We start from the raw sequence: 18526 nt of genomic DNA, 5'->3' as shown, positions 1-18526 counted from the left end.
ATAGTAAGAATCCAAACTAGACTAGACAGAGCTGTCCAGATACACTGTACGAAGTTTCAGTCTTGTCCACCCAGAACAGGCGGTCTTAACCAATGCCAACCCTCGCCCCCATAGGTCAACGTGCAATCCAAGCAATTGGTGATGTGCATACCGAAGCCGGAACAACAATCGCCAATGCGGTAATCGGCTATCACCGCTGGGGAGAATACCGCGTTAACAGCGAAGGGCGCAGCAATGTTGTCTTAATCGAACATGCTTTAACCGGCGACTCCAACGCCGCTGAATGGTGGGCGGACCTCTTAGGGCCAGGAAAAGCCATCAATACTGATATTTACTGTGTTATCTGCACCAACGTCATCGGCGGCTGCAATGGTTCCACAGGGCCAGGTTCCACACACCCCGATGGAAATTTCTGGGGTAACCGCTTCCCCGCCACCTCAATCCGCGATCAAGTAAATGCTGAAAAGCAATTTCTCGACTCTTTAGGAATCACCACAATCACAGCTGTACTCGGCGGTTCCATGGGAGGTGCCCGCACCCTGGAGTGGGCTGCAATGTACCCAGAAGTTGTGGGAGCTGCCGCCGTATTAGCAGTTTCTGCACGTGCCAGCGCATGGCAGATTGGCATCCAATCAGCACAGATCAAAGCCATTGAAAATGATCACCACTGGCATGAAGGAAATTATTACGAATCCGGATGCAGCCCTGACACAGGCCTCAGCGCTGCGCGTCGGATCGCCCACCTTACTTACCGTGGTGAATTAGAAATTGATGAACGTTTTGGCACCAAAGCCCAAAAGAATGAAAATCCCCTTGGTGCTTATCGCAGCCCAGACCAGCGTTTCGCTGTGGAATCCTATTTGGATTATCAAGCAGATAAGCTAGTCAAACGTTTCGATGCTGGTTCTTATGTCATCCTCACCGATGCCTTGAACCGGCACGATATTGGACGTGATCGAGGTGGCCTAAACAAGGCGCTTGAAGCCATTAAAGTTCCAGTGCTTGTTGCCGGTGTAGATACTGATATTTTGTACCCTTACCACCAACAAGAACACCTCTCTCGAAACCTGGGCAACCTCCTTGCGATGGCTAAAATTGTTTCACCAGTAGGCCACGATGCGTTCCTTACCGAAAGCCGTCAAATGGATCGCATCATCAGAAATTTCTTCAGCCTCATCTCCCCTGATGAAGATAATCCCTCCACCTACATCGAATTCTTCATCTAATAGGTATATCCGACAGATCATGAGAGATCACTAAAGAATTCACAGGCAATCTTCCGGATAAATAGAAAATCTAGCTCTACATTAATAGTTGTGACTTTGTTGAATTCTCGTCGAGCAGCTGGCGCCTTTGCCACCACGCTAGTAGCTGGCACTTTAGGACTAGGCGGATGTGCTTCCGTTGCCCCCAGTGCCACAAGCTCTTCTGAACCGCCGGCGAGAGTTGCTGCCGCTATGCAGACAACAACAAAGGAAACGTCGATAAGCAATGACATCGACTTCAACGCAGCACGCGAAACAACGCTGACGGCGCTGGGCTTTTTGAATTACCTTGATGAAGAGCAACGCGCCGCGTTGCTCGGTGATGGCCTCGATATCAGCACACTGTCCTGGGCAAACCAGGTAACAGCGTTGCGTGTTTTAGAATCACTCTTTAACGAGAATGCATTTCAATTGGTGGCAGCCGTGATTCAACATGTGGCACAAGAACCTGGCGATAATCTGCACCATTTCCTCAAATTTTCCCCAGAACCTTCCACCGAACATTCTTGGGAAATGACACTAGAGGGCCCCACCGTTGAGATAAAAGCGAAATTTGATCCCGATGGACAAATCTCCTTCGAAGACTCCCGTGTTGGCTTAACTTCTGCACAGGTAGCGAGTATTTCAGAAACTTTGGATCTGTCTTATACAGAATCGCCAATTAAAAAATCTGCAGAACAATTACTAGTCAGCTTGAATGATATTCAGCAATCTGCACTGCGAGGTTCTGGGCTGCGTGGTTCACAACTCAATGATGAACAAAAACGTCTCTTCATCCAGATGACTACCAACTGGATCGCTCCTGCAGGCGGCGATTCAGGATCTGTCCAACAAGAAGATATCACCGACACCATCAACGACACCTACATCATCTGGGATGAAAAACCTGACGGTTCCACCTTCTTCCAGGTTAAAGGCCCAGAAGTGGTATATAAATATGAAGAAACCCTTCCTGAAGGCGAAGAGCTTTCTGCTCTAGGCGTGCCAAATATCCAGACGTCATTCCAGATCCCTTAAATAGCGCAGCCTTAGATTTTCCGGGGGGTGTCAATCTAACGTTCAAGGCTTAAAGGGCATCCACCAGTTAAATTCACTACAAAAAATGGCTCATGCCATCAAGGTTTTATAGTCCGCTTCCTGCGCAAAGATACTGCAAATCATAGTTTTTATGCACGGCTCACAAGCCTTTAAATCTGCGCTTTTATAGTTATGCAGCCGTTTTACGCTCCACGAAAATACATTCTTAGGTAAAATTAATACCGGATATTTGGATATTCTCTCAGTACGCGGTTGCGCGCGCTATGGTTTGCCTGCACCAGCTAGTGGCTGAGAGTCTGCGCTGAAAAAATTTTGCTCTTAAACAGTAAAGCTGTCCTTATATTTAAATCCTTTGATTAAAACCAACAGTATAGAAAGCAAGTAACCACATATGGAAGCTTTTGCCCTCATTATCGTTGTTGTCATAATTCTGGTCGCAGCGGCAGTCGTCGCAGGTATTTTCTTCCTGACTTCCCGCGCGTGGATCAAGGTCGCGGCTGCAGATGAAGCACTCATTGTCTCTGCGAAGAAGAAGGGTGAATCTCAGGTCATTGTCCATGGCAAAGCCGTGGTGATGCCGATTACGCAGACGCACCAGAAAATATCTTTGCGTTCCCGCCAGGTCAATATGCAGGTCACGGCGCAAAGCGATGATAATGTCACGCTCAACGTCGAAGCTGTCGCTTTGGTAAAGATCGGTTCGGAATCTGCGTTTATTCGTCGTGCTGCTCAGCGCTTTGCCTCAAACGACAAAGAAATCGCGCAGTTCACCCAGGACCAATTGGAAGGTGTGCTCCGCGGTGTGGTTGCGCAGCAGACAGTTACTTCTTTGATGCGTGAACGCAAGAAGTTCTCTGAGCAAATCGCGGAAACTGTTATTCCAGAGCTGGAAAAGCAAGGTTTGATTCTAGATTCCTTCCAAATTCGTGGCATCACGGATGATGTGGGATACATCAAATCCTTGGGTGCGCCAGAAATCCAGGCTAAGAAGCAAGCTGCAGAAATCGCAGAAACTGAAGCAGCTCGCGCCATCGCTAAGTCCCGTATCGCGAATCAAGAAGCTGATCTTATTGAACAGACTCAGCTTGATTCAAACAAGGCTGACGCTGATGCCCGCGTTGGTGAAGCTCGCGCTCAAGCGATGCAAGCAGAACGCCTCGCAGATGAAAAAGCTCGCCAAGAAGTCCTCCGCCAGCAGGCTGAAAACAAGCAGATTGAGCTTGAAGCCGAAGTAAACAAAGTCGCCGATGCAGAGCGCTACCGCCGTAAGCAGCAAGTAGAGGCAGATACTTTCGAACAAACCCGACGCGCACAGGCTCAGGTAGAAATCGCTGAGGCAGAAGCCACCGCAGCAAAGGTTCGTGCCATGGCTGAATCCGAAGCTGTGCGCTTGAAGGGACAAGCAGAAGCTGATGCCATCAAGGCAAAGGCTGAAGCTTATCGCGAAAACCAAGACGCTCTGCTGGCGCAGCAAGCAATGGAAATCTTGCCGGAGCTTATGAGTAACTTTGCAGCTGGCTACGCAAATATTGGATCCATGACAGTGCTCTCCGGTGGAGATAGTTCTGCCGATGCAGTGGGAGCACGTTTCGCAGGTGAACAAGCGCTCGGTTTGAAATCGATTATCGAATCCGTCAAACAAACCACTGGCCTTGACCTGGCAGAAATCATCCAGGGACGGGTAACCGGAACAGCTCAAGGAACGGCCTTCGGCGAAGCGTTCTCCGCTGCCGACTCCGCTGTTGCTCCTTCTTCCGCGCCAGAAAACCCAGCTTCAGGAAACCCAGTTCAGGATAATTAGCTTCCCAAAGAATCCACTGAGGCCGCTAAAAACACCATCAGTCCGCCAAGGACTGTGGTGTATATGGCATCAAAACGCCTAGAGCGGACAGATAAGACGCCGAGGATCTTAGAATCACAGGTCAGTCGCAGCACAGCAAGATACAGCAGCGATACGCCTAAAGTGAACGTGGCTCGGCGCCAGTGTTCTGTGAGCGCAAAAATAGTGGCGACCACTACCGCGATCACAAAGAAAATAACCCCGGCTTTTTGCACATTGTGAGGTAGCGTCGAGGCGGCTAATCCGCCATCGTGGGGATTTGCTAGAAGTTGCTCTTCACTAATGCCTTGTTTGCCGTGGCCGGGGTTGGTCATGTGTTTTACAGTCCAGCTAGCTTTTCTGCACGCTCGACAACATTGTGCACTAGGAATGCACGGGTCAGTGGGCCTACGCCGCCTGGGTTTGGTGACACTGCGCCAGCAACCTCCCAGACATCGGGGTGAACGTCGCCAAGCAACTTGCCGTCCTTGCGAGAAACGCCGACGTCAAGCACTGCAGCACCTGGCTTGATCATATCTGCGGTCAGCATATGTGGCTGGCCAGCAGCTGCGACGATGACATCAGCCGCGCGAGTTTCTGCAGCCAAATCCTTGGTGCCGGTGTGGCACAGGGTGACGGTGGAGTTCTCAGAACGACGGGTCAGCATCAGACCAATTGGACGACCAACGGTAACGCCACGGCCAATGACAACGACCTTTGCACCGTTGAGTTCAATGCCAAAACGGCGCAGCAAGCTGATTGAACCATTTGGGGTACAAGGAAGTGGAGCTGGCTCATTGAGCACAAGCTTGCCCAGGTTTACTGGGTGCAGGCCATCGGCGTCTTTGGCAGGATCGATGCGCTCAAGCACAGCGTTTTCATCGAGGTGCTTAGGCAGTGGCAGCTGGACGATGTAGCCGGTGCAGGAATCATCGTTGTTCAGCTCATCGATGACAGCGAACAATTCTTCCTGGGTGACATCCGCAGGCAGGTCTTTGCGGATTGAGTTCACACCGATCTGTTCACAGTCACGGTGCTTCATCTTCACATAAGAGTGGCTTGCTGGATCATCGCCCACCAGTACAGTGGCAAGGCCCGGCACAATCCCTTTCTCCTTCAGCACGGCGACGCGCTGTTCTAGGTCGGCGAAGATTTCCCCGCGGTACAAGTTTCCATCAAGTTTGATTGCAGTCACACCCGTCATTATTCCACCCTTTTCCAAGGCCTTACAATCAAACATATGCCGGAACATCCACTTCATGTTATCTTTGACAATCCTGTTATCCCTCCAAACACCGGAAATGCCATCCGTATGTGTGCTGGAACAGGCGCTCACCTGCACCTTGTTGAACCGCTGGGTTTTGAGCTGACGGAAAAACACTTGCGTCGAGCTGGCCTTGATTACCATGACTTGGCAGATGTCACAGTGCATCCAACCTTTGATGAAGCAATGAAAGCTGTCCCCGGACGCGTATTTGCCTTTACTACTACCGCAACCACGCGCTTCACAGATATCGCTTTTGAGCCCGGCGATGCCTTGCTTTTCGGCACCGAACCCACAGGTCTTCCCCAAGAACATATCGGTCATGCCCGCATCACCTCAGAGCTGCGCATCCCGATGTTGGAGGGCCGCCGCTCGATGAATCTGTCAAACGCCGCAGCGGTTGCCACCTATGAGGCATGGCGCCAGCTCGGGTTTATCGGCGGGGCTTAAAAATATTGCTTTTCGACGTCTCTTTCCTGCCGCCCAGCGTATTTTCTAGCCGCAAAGCATAGCTAGGTCCCTTCGCTGCGTGTGACAGAGCAGATGAGGATGCAACTTTTCGATCTTTTTAAGCGGCAGATCCTTGCATCACTGACTCTGCTGTTCCCCTAAATAAAACCACCGATGCAAGTCATAGAGCACTTCTTCAAATCGTGGTGCGGGCCCTTCAATCTGAATATTCGGGCTCACTTCGGCAGCAGAAAGTGGCGTTAATGGTCCAGCTTCTGCTCCCCACTTTGCATACCACTGAGCTGTTTGAGCACCAGTTGTGGCGCAGTAAATTTTACCTAGCCCAGCCCAAGCGTGGCCTCCTGCACACATCGCGCAATGTTCTGTGGAGGTATACACCGTGCAGGCAGCTCGTTCTTCAGGGCTGTAATGCGCAATCGCGTATTTAGCAATGGCAAACTCAGGGTGCCTGGTTAGGTCTCCATCGGCGTCGCGGTTGTGATCTTCAAAGACAACAGCACCGTGCGGATCAACTAATAGGGAACCATAAGGGCTATTTCCTAATGTCAATGCTTCAGTAGCTAGTTCTACAGTGCGGTGCAGGAGATCTAAATCGTCTTCGGTCATCTTAGGCGCTCAATCCCCTCATCAATGCTGGTAAAGCTTGAGCTGCTGTGGATGTCCAGGTAAAATCAGCAATCCGGCTGAGCTCAGTTCTAGTTGGTGAGATCTCCACGATGGGGATACCTCGTTGTTGTGCAAGCTGTGGCAATGCTGCTGCCGGGTGCACAATCCCCGAAGTTCCCACGATAATCATCAGATCTGCCTCAGCGATGCGTTGTTCGGCAATATCCCATTTATCCATCGGCAGGTTTTCACCAAACCACACCACACCTGGCCGAATCAGCCCACCGCATTTAACGCATTGAGGTGGGCTAAGCCGCTCAATGGGTTCTATTGGATAGTTTTTATCATCTTCCCAAGGCTGTGCACAATCAGTGCAGCGGTAATCAAAAAGGCTTCCGTGCAGATGTGTCACATCACTCGATCCTGCACGTTCATGCAGGTTATCGATATTTTGGGTAGTGATATGCACGTGTTCTACAGTGTCACTGCCTTCCCAATAAGCAATGGCTTTGTGACCAGCATTAGGTTCTGCACGCGCTGCTACCCCGGCGCGCCAGCGATACCAGGCCCACATGGGTTCGGGATCTTTGTGCCAGGCCTCGAGGCTTGCCATGGCTTGTGGATCCACGTTGCTCCACACACCAGTTTTTTCATCGCGATATGTGTCGAGCCCAGAATCGGCGCTCATTCCAGCGCCGGTAAACACTTCTATGTTGCGGGCTTCACGGGCTAATTCGACGGCGTGCTCAATAGACTTTTCCAGCTGACGTTCGCTCATATCTTCAAAACTAGCCCGATTTCTGGTCAAATGGCAGGGTTTAACTCAACTCATAAAAATCAAGCACCCGTTCGAATAAGTGTCCGGCCTTTAGTTTATTCTTAAAGCCAAACCTTTTTATTTTTGAAAGTAGTTGATGCACAAGTGGTTATGGGGCCAACCCACGCTATGAGCGGAGCAGCCGTGGGGCTTGCTGTCGCTCAAATTCTGCCGGCAGAGTGGGGCGGGGTGACTACCTCAACGGAAGCTTTTGTCTATGCTGGTCTTGCCGCAGGTGCTGCTCTGCTTCCGGATCTTGATTCACCTTCAGCCACGGTGTCTCGTTCTTTTGGCCCCTTTACGCAGGCAATTTCACGGTTTACGGAAAATACGTGCCAGGCCTTTGTCAACATGACCAGAGGGCGTAAAGATAAACGGTGCAACAATGGTCACCGCACGCTTACACACACTGTGTGGAGTGCGCTTGCTTCAGGAGCAGGCGCTACTGCTTTGATCAGTTATTTTGGAAAACCTGCAGTAATTGCTTTGCTGTTTTTCTTCCTAGGGCTTGCTATCCGTGGCCTATTGCCGGAGTGGTCAAAGAACGCAGATTGGCTTCTTGTTACTGGTGCTTCGGCGGCCTTGGCATTGGGAGTGTGGAATTATGCTCCCGAAAGTTCTTTCGGCATTATTTTAGGCTCTGCCATCACGGTCGGTAGTCTCACTCACTTGGCTGGTGATATGGCTACCAAGGCAGGTATTCCAGCATTTGCACCGTTGGTCCCCCTCAAGGGAAAACGCTGGTGGAACCTAAAATTGCCTAAGGCTTTGAGCATTCGTGCAGATGGTCCTGCGGATAAGTTTTTATTATTCGTCTTCTCCGTGGCGGTGATTATTCAGATCGGTTTGGTGGCATCTGGAAATATGAGCGCCATCATGATGGATTTACTTAGTCTTGGACGGTAATTAAAGACAACTGGGTTTCTGCAAGTGGAAATTTAGTTTGAGTTTCTTCTACCGTCACGTGCACCATGCCGGCTAGCGGTCCGGAATCTACAGTGATCCTGCTGCCTGGTGCCACTTTAAATTGCGCGAGATAGCGCAAAAGTTCTGGGTCGATGTCTTGCACCCGAGAGATTGTGACGGTCTCCCCTGCCCCGATTGCGGCGAGCGTAGTTCGTGGGACTTCCTCGATAATGCCTTCTGCGGTGGGGATGGGATCCCCATGAGGATCTTTACGAGGCCTCCCCAAATGCGCATCGATGCGCTCAATGAGTTGATCTGATGCCGCGTGTTCTAACAGGTCAGCATCAGAATGTACTTCATCCCAGGTATAGCCCAAGACATCATGGAGGAATGTTTCCAAGAGTCGGTGGCGGCGCACCATTTCAATTGCTAATGCTTTGCCCTGTTCGGTGAGGGTGACTCCAGCATATTTTTCATGATGCACGAGGCCTCTTGCTGCAAGTTTTTTGATTGCTTCAGAGGCCGTGGGGGTTTTCTGACTCATTTTTTCGGCGATATCTCCCAGTGCTGCTGGTTGATTATCGAGGAGTTCAGTGATGTCCCAGATTGTCTTCAGGTAGTCCTGGGATCTATCGGGAAGATCTGAGATGTGCATGACCTACACCTTAGTCCAGGCTATTTTGCTCCAGTGGTGTTGATTCCAATGCTGGTAACTGGCGGCGGCGAAGGATATCTAAAAGCTCTTTTCCATCGGCAGCGCCAAGATCAGAGGCCGACATTGATACTGGTCCGGCAACCAAGTCGAGTACCACTGTGGATAAACCCAGTGTTCTTTGAATGGGGCCGTGTTTGAGGGTGAGTTCTTGAATATGAGAAGTTTCAATAACTGCCATGCGTGGCACAAATCGACCTTCATGAAGAACCACTGCATGTGGTTGTGCACCAATTAAGGTGACACCTTGGCGAGTGCGATCCACTGGCGTGAGAAATCTTGCGGCCTCAGGCGGAGCATAGTTCGGCTGACTTATACGCGCTGGGTCTGCTGCTGTAGCAATATCTTCACGGCTGAGAGGGCTTACTGCTTCCAGTACTTTTAAGGCCAGTTCTTTAGAACCCACCGGCAAGATCTTCGAGGTGCCACCTTGAGTGGTGTCGCCATAACCAACCACAGTCACGGTGACGGTCCACCATCCGACAAGCCGCCACAACAAAGGTTGTTTCAGTTTCACGGCATGAATTCGCTCTAGCGGGATTGCCTGCTTGCGTCGATTGGCCAGTCCATAACTGACATTGAGTCTATCGTCGTGTAGCTCTGCGTTGAACTGCCATGACTTATCAATCAGATTCCACACTGGTGGCACAATGCCAACCAAAAATGGCAGCGCAGCACTTATACCCAATGGGGTAAAGAAAAATATGATCGCGCCCAGGACTGCAACAATTGTTGTCAGCGAGAGCAGTGTACTGGCGATGGTGCGCTGCACGGGGATTTTAGGAACCAGGAATTGCTTATCGACGTCGTCCTCCACCGCCTCCTCCTCCCGCAGTCCTTGCGCGGGCGTGCGGGAGGGGTACTGGGAGGCGTCGAGAAGCTCCCTTTTTAAGGCTTCAGCCTCGTGCTTTTTTAAGAACCCGATATTGATGGCCGAATCACTACCGCCGGCTGTTTCCACGCGCACTTCTGCAAGGCGGAAAATTCTTGCAATAAAAGATTCCACCAGGTCAACAGCTTGAATTCGATCAAAACGTGCGGTGCGAAGGTCTTTGCTGACCACTCCGCGTTTGAGCTGCACCTCTTCAGCTGTGATGCGGAAACCAACGGCGTTCCACCAGATTTTAGTTAAACCCCAGATCAATACTCCGGCGAGCAGGACACCGCCGATTGTCAACAGCATCGGAACCAGCGCAAGTGTATGCTCGCCGTTGATTAATCCCCAGACGAAGGCAACGGCAGAAGCATTAACGTTCAGAATGAATGCAGCCAGCACGGCCAGGAGCAATGTCCAGATACGCAACAACGGTGTGGCGCGGTGAACTTTTCGAAATTGCACTTCACTCACAGTCCGCTCATCCTCTCACGGGCCTTTTCTGCCAAACGCTCACGCAAAGTATCAGCTTCCAAGGCGGGCAAGCCTTCAATGGTGGAATCCGAGGAGGCAGAAGCGGTGTGCAACTGTACTTTTTTCATACCAAAAATACGGTCAAGGGGACCTGCTGTGACATCGACGAATTGGATACGCCCATACGGCACAACGGTGAAACTATGCCAGAGCTTTCCTTTAGTAATCAGGAGTTCATCTGAGGTTTCTAACCAGCCTAAACGTTTAACTTGCTGCGGAATTAACCAGATCTGCCACGCTGTCAGGACAACCATTACAGCCACACCAGCGTAAAACCATGAAGATACAAAAAATCCAAGGACACCGAACACAATAGCTGATACCGCCAACCATGGAAGGCGTGCAAGATACCGGGCTGTAGTCAATTTTGGCGACACGGGGTTCATACCCTCATGTGGTTCTGGGTTACGTCCGTGGTTATTTCTCATGGTATCTATTTTGCCAAACTATCTATCATCCCGCGTACTTCGGCTGTAAAACTCCCCCGAGCAACGACCTCAAACTACATGCAAAGAAGCTCCACTAGCCACCGACTGGAACACTTTCCTATAAGCACCATTTCCCCACCCCTACCTGCTATTAAAACCTCACCTCACCTGGTGGCCGTCATACATTTTTAGAACATATTTGCCAATACTTTTTCAACATCATTTAAACAAGCAAATAGACCAAGCTGTACAGATTGCGGTCTAGAGTGCTAATCTCCTAATTACTTAAGTGACCATTCACCAATAAGGACGTATTTAAAGATGAAACTTCGTCGCATTACCACCACTGCTATCGTTGGCCTCTTCGCAGCTACCGCACTTGTTGCTTGTGGTTCCGATTCCGATGGAAGCAGCACCACCGTTGCTGAAGGCACCGACGGCGTCACCATCCGCATCGGTACCACCGATGCAGCCAAGGAAGCCTGGGAAGTATTCGAGGATAAGGCCGCTGAAGAGGGCATCACCCTAGACATCGTTCCTTTCTCTGATTACTCCACCCCAAACGAAGCACTCGCACAGGACCAGCTGGACGTTAACCTCTTCCAGCACCTCAAGTTCCTCGCTGAGTACAACGTTGGCTCCGGCGCAGAACTCACCCCTATCGGCTCAAGCGAGATCGTGCCACTGGCATTGTTCTGGAAGGACCACGATTCCCTCGATGGCATCGAAGGCGAAGAGGTTGCTATCCCTAACGACCCTTCCAACCAGGGCCGTGCGATCAACGTTCTCGTCCAGGCAGATCTTATTACCCTAAAGACTCCAGGCATGGTCACTCCTTCACCTGTTGATATCGATACAGAGAAGTCCAAGGTTTCCGTTATTCCGGTTGATGCAGCTCAGTCCCCAACTGCATACCAAGAAGGTCGCCCTGCGATCATCAACAACTCTTTCCTTGACCGCGCAGGTATCGATCCGAACCTGGCAGTTTTCGAAGACAACCCAGAGTCTGAAGAAGCAGAGCCATACATCAACGTTTTCGTCACCAAGGCTGAAGACAAGGACGATGCAAACATCGCTCGCCTCGTTGAGATCTGGCAGTCGCCAGAGGTTCTCGATGCAGTAGACCGCGACTCTAAGGGCACCTCCGTCCCAGTTGATCGCCCAGCAGCTGACCTTCAGGCAATCCTTGATCGCCTCGAAGCAGATCAGAAGGCTTAACCCCCTTTTTCATAACCCAGTTTCATACCTGGTTGTGATGTTTAACGCCCCGCATGGAATCTTTAGACGAACACCACGTCGCATACGCTTCCTCGGGGCGTTAAACTATTTGTCTGCAACTTTTGTCCCCTGACCCTTTCCTGAATTGAGGACACCGCTGTGTCACACACCGCGTCTACCCCGACGCCAGAGGAAAACTCCACGCACCGCTCACATACCCCGGGCACTCGCGTGGAGTTCCGCGGAGTAACCAAAGTTTTTAGCAATAACAAAAATGCTAAAACTACAGCTCTCGATGAAGTCAGCCTCACCGTTGAACCTGGTGAAGTAATTGGCATCATCGGTTATTCCGGCGCCGGAAAATCAACTCTGGTCCGCATGATCAACGGCCTTGACTCCCCCACCAGCGGATCTTTGCTGCTTGATGGCACCGATATCGTTGGCATGCCAGAATCTCAGCTGCGCAAACTACGCAGCAATATCGGCATGATTTTCCAGCAATTCAACCTGTTCCAATCCCGCACCGCGGCGAGAAACATTGAATACCCGCTGGAACTGGCCAAAATGAGCAAGTCCGCACGCAAAGCACGCGTGCAGGAAATGCTCGAGTTTGTTGGCCTGGGCGATAAGGGTAAGAACTACCCAGAGCAGCTGTCAGGCGGCCAAAAGCAGCGCGTCGGCATCGCCCGTGCGCTGGCCACCAACCCAACGCTTTTGCTTGCCGACGAGTCCACCTCAGCTCTAGACCCAGAAACCACCCATGAGGTATTGGAACTACTGCGAAAAGTAAACCGCGAACTGGGCATCACCATCGTCGTGATCACCCACGAGATGGAAGTTGTACGCTCCATCGCTGACAAAGTGGCAGTGATGGAAGCAGGCAAGGTCGTGGAATACGGCAGTGTCTATGACGTTTTCTCTCATCCACAAACACCCGTTGCACAACGCTTTGTGGCAACCGCTTTGCGCAACACCCCAGATCAGGTCGAAGCTGAAGATCTCCTCAGCCATGAGGGACGCCTATTCACCATTGATCTCACCGAAACTTCTGGATTCTTCACTGCTTCCGCAAAAGCTGCTGAACAAGGTGTACAGATCAACATTGTGCACGGTGGTGTCACCACTTTGCAGCGCCAATCATTCGGCAAAATGACTGTCCGACTCACTGGCAGTCCCGCTGCAATTGAAGAGTTCTATAACACCTTGTCCACCACTACGACCATCAAGGAGATCACCCGATGAACGAGATGATTCTCGCAGCTGACTGGGGTCGTTTGGGACCAACATTCACCACCGCCATCCTCGACACCTTGCTGATGGTCAGCATCACCATGGTCGTTTCTGGCATCTTGGGTTTGGCTGTCGGCATGTTGCTGTACACCACCCGTGAAGGCGGAATCCTCAAGAACAAAGTCATCTACGGCATTTTGAACCTGCTGGTGAACTTTGTTCGTCCGATCCCCTTCATTATTTTGATCGCGGCAATGAAACCACTGACCGTATCGGTGATGGGTACTTCCATTGGCCGAGACGCCGGCATCTTTGTCATGGTGGTCGCAGCAACATTTTCTGTTGCCCGCATCGTGGAACAAAACCTTGTGGCAATTGATCCAGGTGTCATTGAGGCTGCCCGTTCCATGGGTGCAGCACCATTGACCATAATTCGCACTGTGATCATCCCAGAAGCACTCGGACCTTTGGTTCTTGGCTACACCTTCCTGTTCATTGCGATCGTGGATATGTCTGCGATGGTCGGCTACATCGGTGGCGGCGGCCTTGGTGACTTCGCCATTGTTTATGGCTACCGCGCCTTTGATAATGAAGTCATGTACGTTGCCGTTCTGGTTATCGTCATCATTGTTCAGGCTGCTCAGCTGCTGGGCAACTGGCTGTCCAAGAAGATCATGCGCCGCTAAACTCGCTGGCGTAAGAAACCCGCGCTGTCTACTGGATAGTAGACAGCGCGGGTTTTTCTCTGCCCATATAGTGTGGACTTGTTAGTCCACCCCCCCCATAGATAAGCCCAAAGGAATGCTCTTGACCGCTGCCACAGACAATGCCCCACCCGTGCTCTCAGCTCAGGATTTAACAATGATCTACGGGAAGGGCTCAACGGAAGTTCGGGCTCTCGATGGCATTTCTGTGCAGATTCAATCGGGTCAATGGACCTCGATCATGGGACAATCAGGCTCAGGAAAAACAACGTTGCTGCAGTGTATTTCAGGTTTGGCGCAGCCAACTTCGGGCACTGTGACGCTGAGCAAAGACAACATCACGTTGAGTTCCTTGTCAGAGAATAAACGCGCCAAGCTGCGTCGCACGCACATCAGCATGGTGTTTCAGGATTTCAACTTGGTGCCCATTTTGTCGGTAAAGGACAACATTTTGTTGCCGCTGCGGCTTGCTCACCAAAAGGTGGATAAGCAGTGGTTTGAACACATCACCAGTGTGCTGAAAATTGATAACCGTTTGCGCCATTTGCCTAGCGAACTATCGGGTGGTCAGCAGCAGCGTGCTGCGATTGCCAGGGCTTTGATGTCTAGGCCCGATATTGTCATTGCGGATGAGCCAACAGGAAGTTTGGATTCCGTTACCAGCGATGCCGTGTTGAATTTGTTCCGCAGCATTGTTGATGATTTTGGACAGTCACTTGTGTTTGTTACCCACGATAAAGATGCAGCTCACCGCGGTGACGTGTTGATCACGATGCGTGATGGCAAGATCATAGGAACCTCAGATCTGCGGGTGGGCCGTTAATGTTCAGGCTTGCTTTTGCTCAACTTCGGCGACGAGGTGGGCGCTATTTTTCGTTGTTTTTCGCGATTTTCGCTTCGGTTGCGTTGACTGTTAGCACCACTGCATTGACAAATTCTTTGGTGTCCAGTGTCAATGATCTTTTTGCTAAGCCCTATGACAACGCCGATCTTGTGGTTACCGTGTCTGCGAAAAACGAAGATTCTTTTGCCGCTTTTGAGCAACAATTAGCTACGACACCGGGTGTTGAAGCTCTGGTTTTTGATCAAAATTTTGCAGCCTCTGTAAAACAATCAGACGGGATTTACGCCAGCACTTCAGTACAATCAATTTCGGAAGGTCCACTGCAATGGCGGCCAATCATAGAAGGCCGATTGCCTCAAGGACCTGGTGAAATTGCAGTAACAACCGCCCCTGATGCGCCTGAAGTTGGTGAGCACGTATCCATTCGGCTGTCCCAAAACACTGAGGATACTGATGTCCTTGTGGTCGGTGTGGTGGAGCCTGCGGCACAAGAAACTTTAGGTGGCGCGCCTGTCATTGTGGCCTCACCAGATGCACTGACACAATGGAATTCTTCCAGCGTGCGGGGCGAATTTCGGGTCGCCACAACCGACTCTGCCTCGCTAGAGGCTGCGAGCTTTAGCGACGCTACGGTGGTGGTTGCTTCGGCGGAGGGGCACGTCGATAAGCTTGCTGATTCTTATTTAGGCCAGCGCGATCGCTATTTCTTGCTGCTCGCAGCGTTTGTGGCGGTGGCTGCTGCCGTGGCGTTTTTGGTGGTGTTTTCTGCATATTCGGTGCTCACTGGTGAGCGGGTTCGGGAGTTTGGGCTGATTCGTTCCGTGGGTGCATCGACGCCGCAGATTTTAGGGTCAGTAATTTTTGAGGCTGGTGTACTGGGTGTAGTCGCTGCTGGTTTTGGTGCGCCCACCGGGTTGATGGCGGCGCGTTTATTGGCGGATAATGCCACACGTTTTGGTATTCGCGTGCCCATTGATGTGATTGATCTACCAAGTAACACCATGTGGCTCATCGCGGGCGTCGGCGTCGTAATGTCCGTGATTGCTGCGTTGCCGGCGGTATACAGCGTGTGCAGAAAAACTGCGGTGGAATCACTGAGTACGCCTGCTATTTCACGGACTTCCCCCTGGTTCGGCGCATTGTGGTTGCTGCTCGCGGGCATTGTGAGCGCCGGCGGAATGTGGGCTTATGGGGCAACTTCGAACTACCGCGGCATGCGTTCGGTGGCTTTATCCATCGCCGGTTCAGGCGCTTTGGTGTGTGCGTTACTGATTGCCACGGCGGTGCTCGTGCCCTGGTTATTGCACGTAATCTCCAGGATTCTGGGTGGCACCGTCCCCACTATTCAGTTGGGATTGGGGTTTGCAGCAAAGCAGAAATCTCGTTCGGCGGCACTGATCGCTGTGATTCTTGCCGGTTCCGCATTAAGCTCCGCAGTTCTGCATGGCCAAGCGCATATCGGCACGCATTTGGTGTCCGTGGCTAAAGGCATGGGCGGCACCGATTTGATGGTCACCGCGCTCGACGGGGAAATACCGGCCGGAATGTTGGAGGAAATTTCTGGCATCGACGGCGTGAAAACCGCCATCGCGCCAGCCACCACAGCAGTGGAGTTGGAAGATTCCGGCAACTTCTCTGTGCTTATGCTCGCTGAAGAAGACGGCGTCTCCGTGATGCGCGCAGGCGATACTGGCGCACCAATCGGTGGCCTTGTTTTGGGCAGAAACGCCCCTGACCAGGATGCTTACCCGGCCGGCCAGGCTGCAGACATCACTGTCGCGGACACCCCGACACAGGCCGAGCTCTTCCACAGCGACAACTACTTCTCCATGATCGACCCAGCACTCGCCACCGGCCCCAGCACCACACGCAACGTACTAATCCTGCTCGACGGCGACGCCAACCAGGCCCCCGACAACGCCACGGCGCAAGCGGTACGCAAGACTATTTCGCTTTTCGACGGACGATACTCCATCACCGAGGGCTTCTCCGCCCGCCAAAACACTTTCGAACTGGTTTCGCGCATCACCACGATGTCCACGCTGCTTGCCATTGTGGCCTTAGCGATCGCCGCCGTTGGTTTGATCAACACAGTAGCGCTCACCATTTCTGAACGTGCCCGCGATCGCTATTTGCTGCGCACCATCGGTCTGACATCAACTGGCCAGATTCTTGTGATGGCTATCGAAATGATCGCGCTCTCATTGCCCGCCGCCATTATCGGTGCGGTTTCGGGAGGATTCTTGGGAGGATTCGTTGCCAGTTCCGCCACTAGTACCTCTGCATTGGCTCCACTGCAAGGCGATATTTCCTGCGGAACGGTTCTCGCGATGGTGGCTGGATCCGTGCTGTGTGCGCTCATCGTGCTGGCGAACAAACGGCGTCGGATGGCTTGATTATAAAATTCATAAATTCAACTATTTACCTGGGCTTTTTCGAACCAGAACCAGTTTGCAATATTTCCCAAACCGCCTAAGCAGAATCCAAAGCCAAGTGGAATAAGGAATATAAGTAGCATAGGTTCTGGTTAGACAATGACCTCATAAATTCCGATTACGACTAATACAGCCCCAAGACCAATACCAGACCAGAAAACCCACCAGGGTGCTCCAAAAAAGGTTATTGTGCAAAACAATGAAGCCAAAAATCGCAAGGGACACGATCATAAGCAAAGCAAATACTTTGACGCGTTCGGCTATTTAGTACCGCTTTTCTGCGTATCGGATCTGCGGTACCGCTTCATAAGATCTTCGGTTTCTAAAGAAAGCGCAGGTCAATACTGACGCAATGTAGTTCCTTTTAGGCTTAGACTTTCCATGTTTCTTACTACAGCCCTAATAGTCATAGGCACCAGGGTTTATAAGCCGCTAAAATTCTGTGCTGAATCTTTTTGCATAGGCTAGGAATCGAGCTACAGCGCTTTCTGATCGATTCAGACGCAATTAATCCCCTGAGATGTGTTGTGATTAACCACCATAAACAGATGAGCTACCAACCCCAGATTGTTGGGGATGTTAGGAATCTAAAAAAAGAAAAGTCAGGTCCAATCTCTTCTAGATTCCAGTCGCTGATGGACTGGTTCTCTTTTCCAAGCAATTTTAATAGTATAAAATCCTCGCACCAATCGGATAAAGGACTGCCGGACTCCCATCAAAGCACGTGGATGCATGATGAGTTTTAAATTTTTTTGGAACCAGACTGTCTCATGTGGGCGGACAAAGAAGGAAAAGTACATATCCTCATGCACAAAAGTTTCTGATAACGTAATTTGGTCTTTTACATCCTCCCACCATTGCCTGCTAATAACGGAATTCGAACCAAAAATCGGATAGTGTCCTAGTGCTTGTTTCGTGGACCATCGGTAGGCACCTAGGTAGCATGCAGCCAACCACTCTCCCATACGTCCAGGAATATCAAAACTTCCGGTACCTGTTAGTGCAACTACAGTGCGGCCAGGTGTCTCCTCTGTACGATTCCAAATGGCATTGACTTGGCTTAGATAATCAGGAGCAATCACACAATCTGCGTCGAAACGGACAATTAGATCTCCACGTGCAGAATTATATCCAGCGGCACTAGCCCAAGTGATGCCTTGAAGTGGCTCATGAACCACTCGAGCTCCCATCCGATTTGCCACTTCAACTGAGTTATCAGTGCTACCGTTATCCACGACGATGACTTCCTCAGGTTGAAGAGTCTGCGCAACAATTGAGCTTAAGCACTGTTCTAGAAGTACCGCATCATTTAGACATGGAATTACGATACTGATACTGCGTTGGATTGAGGTTGTCATAAA

Annotated in this window: 18 protein-coding genes; 10 read left to right on the top strand and 8 right to left on the bottom strand. The window is 51.1% G+C overall.

Features of this window, described 5'->3' with window-relative positions:
• Positions 1 to 92: 92 nt before the first annotated feature.
• From metX to ccrud_RS03270, 3 genes are all read left to right on the top strand, one after another.
• A complete protein-coding gene (gene metX / locus ccrud_RS03280) occupies positions 93 to 1226 on the top strand; it encodes a homoserine O-acetyltransferase MetX (RefSeq protein WP_066564782.1) in 1134 nt (377 codons plus the stop codon).
• A gap of 90 nt (positions 1227 to 1316) precedes the next feature.
• Positions 1317 to 2282 (top strand): hypothetical protein, encoded by a 966-nt coding sequence (locus ccrud_RS03275; protein WP_245670364.1) that lies wholly within the window; start codon positions 1317 to 1319, stop codon positions 2280 to 2282.
• Between the two features lie 412 nt (positions 2283 to 2694).
• The gene (locus ccrud_RS03270; protein ID WP_066564779.1) at positions 2695 to 4104 is read left to right on the top strand and encodes an SPFH domain-containing protein; all 1410 of its coding nucleotides are present in this window, start codon (positions 2695 to 2697) and stop codon (positions 4102 to 4104) included.
• On the opposite strand, the gene ccrud_RS03265 is transcribed toward ccrud_RS03270, so the two are convergent.
• Both ccrud_RS03265 and ccrud_RS03260 read right to left on the bottom strand, forming a co-directional pair.
• Entirely contained in the window at positions 4101 to 4457 is a 357-nt protein-coding gene (locus ccrud_RS03265) for a DUF3017 domain-containing protein (protein ID WP_066564777.1), read from the bottom strand. The genes ccrud_RS03270 and ccrud_RS03265 overlap by 4 nt on opposite strands.
• A gap of 5 nt (positions 4458 to 4462) precedes the next feature.
• Positions 4463 to 5317, bottom strand: a complete 855-nt coding sequence (locus tag ccrud_RS03260; protein WP_074025576.1) for a bifunctional methylenetetrahydrofolate dehydrogenase/methenyltetrahydrofolate cyclohydrolase — start codon at positions 5315 to 5317, stop codon at positions 4463 to 4465.
• A gap of 45 nt (positions 5318 to 5362) precedes the next feature.
• Here ccrud_RS03260 and ccrud_RS03255 point away from each other — a divergent pair, with 45 nt between their 5' ends.
• Positions 5363 to 5836, top strand: a complete 474-nt coding sequence (locus ccrud_RS03255; RefSeq protein WP_066564773.1) for a tRNA (cytidine(34)-2'-O)-methyltransferase — start codon at positions 5363 to 5365, stop codon at positions 5834 to 5836.
• Positions 5837 to 5974: 138 nt separating this feature from the next.
• On the opposite strand, the gene ccrud_RS03250 is transcribed toward ccrud_RS03255, so the two are convergent.
• On the bottom strand, positions 5975 to 6463 hold the full coding sequence (locus tag ccrud_RS03250) for a nucleoside deaminase (protein ID WP_066564772.1): 489 nt from the start codon (positions 6461 to 6463) through the stop codon (positions 5975 to 5977).
• A gap of 1 nt (position 6464) precedes the next feature.
• A complete protein-coding gene (locus tag ccrud_RS03245; protein WP_066564770.1) occupies positions 6465 to 7241 on the bottom strand; it encodes an SIR2 family NAD-dependent protein deacylase in 777 nt (258 codons plus the stop codon).
• Positions 7242 to 7391: 150 nt separating this feature from the next.
• Between ccrud_RS03245 and ccrud_RS03240 the strand changes: the two genes are divergently transcribed.
• Positions 7392 to 8186 carry a metal-dependent hydrolase gene (locus ccrud_RS03240; RefSeq protein ID WP_211271327.1) on the top strand — a complete coding sequence of 265 codons (795 nt, stop codon included), beginning with the start codon at positions 7392 to 7394 and terminating at the stop codon, positions 8184 to 8186.
• Here the strand turns inward: ccrud_RS03240 and ccrud_RS03235 are convergent.
• The 3 genes from ccrud_RS03235 to ccrud_RS03225 are packed head-to-tail and all read right to left on the bottom strand — an operon-like array spanning position 8170 to position 10692.
• Positions 8170 to 8841 (bottom strand): metal-dependent transcriptional regulator, encoded by a 672-nt coding sequence (locus ccrud_RS03235; protein ID WP_066564765.1) that lies wholly within the window; start codon positions 8839 to 8841, stop codon positions 8170 to 8172. The genes ccrud_RS03240 and ccrud_RS03235 overlap by 17 nt on opposite strands.
• Positions 8842 to 8851: 10 nt before the next feature.
• Positions 8852 to 10246: a PH domain-containing protein gene (locus tag ccrud_RS03230; RefSeq protein WP_066564763.1), complete on the bottom strand. Its 1395-nt coding sequence runs from the start codon at positions 10244 to 10246 to the stop codon at positions 8852 to 8854.
• On the bottom strand, positions 10243 to 10692 hold the full coding sequence (locus tag ccrud_RS03225; RefSeq protein WP_066569453.1) for a PH domain-containing protein: 450 nt from the start codon (positions 10690 to 10692) through the stop codon (positions 10243 to 10245). Before ccrud_RS03225 ends, ccrud_RS03230 begins: the two co-directional genes overlap by 4 nt.
• Positions 10693 to 11055: 363 nt before the next feature.
• Here ccrud_RS03225 and ccrud_RS03220 point away from each other — a divergent pair, with 363 nt between their 5' ends.
• The 5 genes from ccrud_RS03220 (at position 11056) to ccrud_RS03200 (ending at position 17126) form a co-directional block, all read left to right on the top strand.
• Entirely contained in the window at positions 11056 to 11952 is an 897-nt protein-coding gene (locus ccrud_RS03220; RefSeq protein WP_066564761.1) for a MetQ/NlpA family ABC transporter substrate-binding protein, read from the top strand.
• Positions 11953 to 12183: 231 nt separating this feature from the next.
• Positions 12184 to 13194 (top strand): methionine ABC transporter ATP-binding protein, encoded by a 1011-nt coding sequence (locus ccrud_RS03215; RefSeq protein ID WP_066569451.1) that lies wholly within the window; start codon positions 12184 to 12186, stop codon positions 13192 to 13194.
• Positions 13191 to 13868: a methionine ABC transporter permease gene (locus ccrud_RS03210; protein WP_066564759.1), complete on the top strand. Its 678-nt coding sequence runs from the start codon at positions 13191 to 13193 to the stop codon at positions 13866 to 13868. The genes ccrud_RS03215 and ccrud_RS03210 overlap by 4 nt, the downstream gene beginning before the upstream one ends.
• Before the next feature lie 121 nt (positions 13869 to 13989).
• Positions 13990 to 14709 carry an ABC transporter ATP-binding protein gene (locus ccrud_RS03205; protein ID WP_099092703.1) on the top strand — a complete coding sequence of 240 codons (720 nt, stop codon included), beginning with the start codon at positions 13990 to 13992 and terminating at the stop codon, positions 14707 to 14709.
• Positions 14710 to 14813: 104 nt separating this feature from the next.
• Positions 14814 to 17126: an FtsX-like permease family protein gene (locus ccrud_RS03200; protein ID WP_245670362.1), complete on the top strand. Its 2313-nt coding sequence runs from the start codon at positions 14814 to 14816 to the stop codon at positions 17124 to 17126.
• A gap of 641 nt (positions 17127 to 17767) precedes the next feature.
• Here the strand turns inward: ccrud_RS03200 and crtX are convergent.
• Positions 17768 to 18523 carry a C50 carotenoid glucosyltransferase CrtX gene (crtX, locus tag ccrud_RS03195; protein WP_066564755.1) on the bottom strand — a complete coding sequence of 252 codons (756 nt, stop codon included), beginning with the start codon at positions 18521 to 18523 and terminating at the stop codon, positions 17768 to 17770.
• Positions 18524 to 18526 lie beyond the last annotated feature (3 nt).

Source organism: Corynebacterium crudilactis, from assembly GCF_001643015.1.
Lineage (GTDB): Bacteria > Actinomycetota > Actinomycetes > Mycobacteriales > Mycobacteriaceae > Corynebacterium > Corynebacterium crudilactis.
The sequence above is the reverse complement of the archived record's forward strand: the minus strand, read 5'-3'. Positions and strand labels throughout refer to the sequence as shown.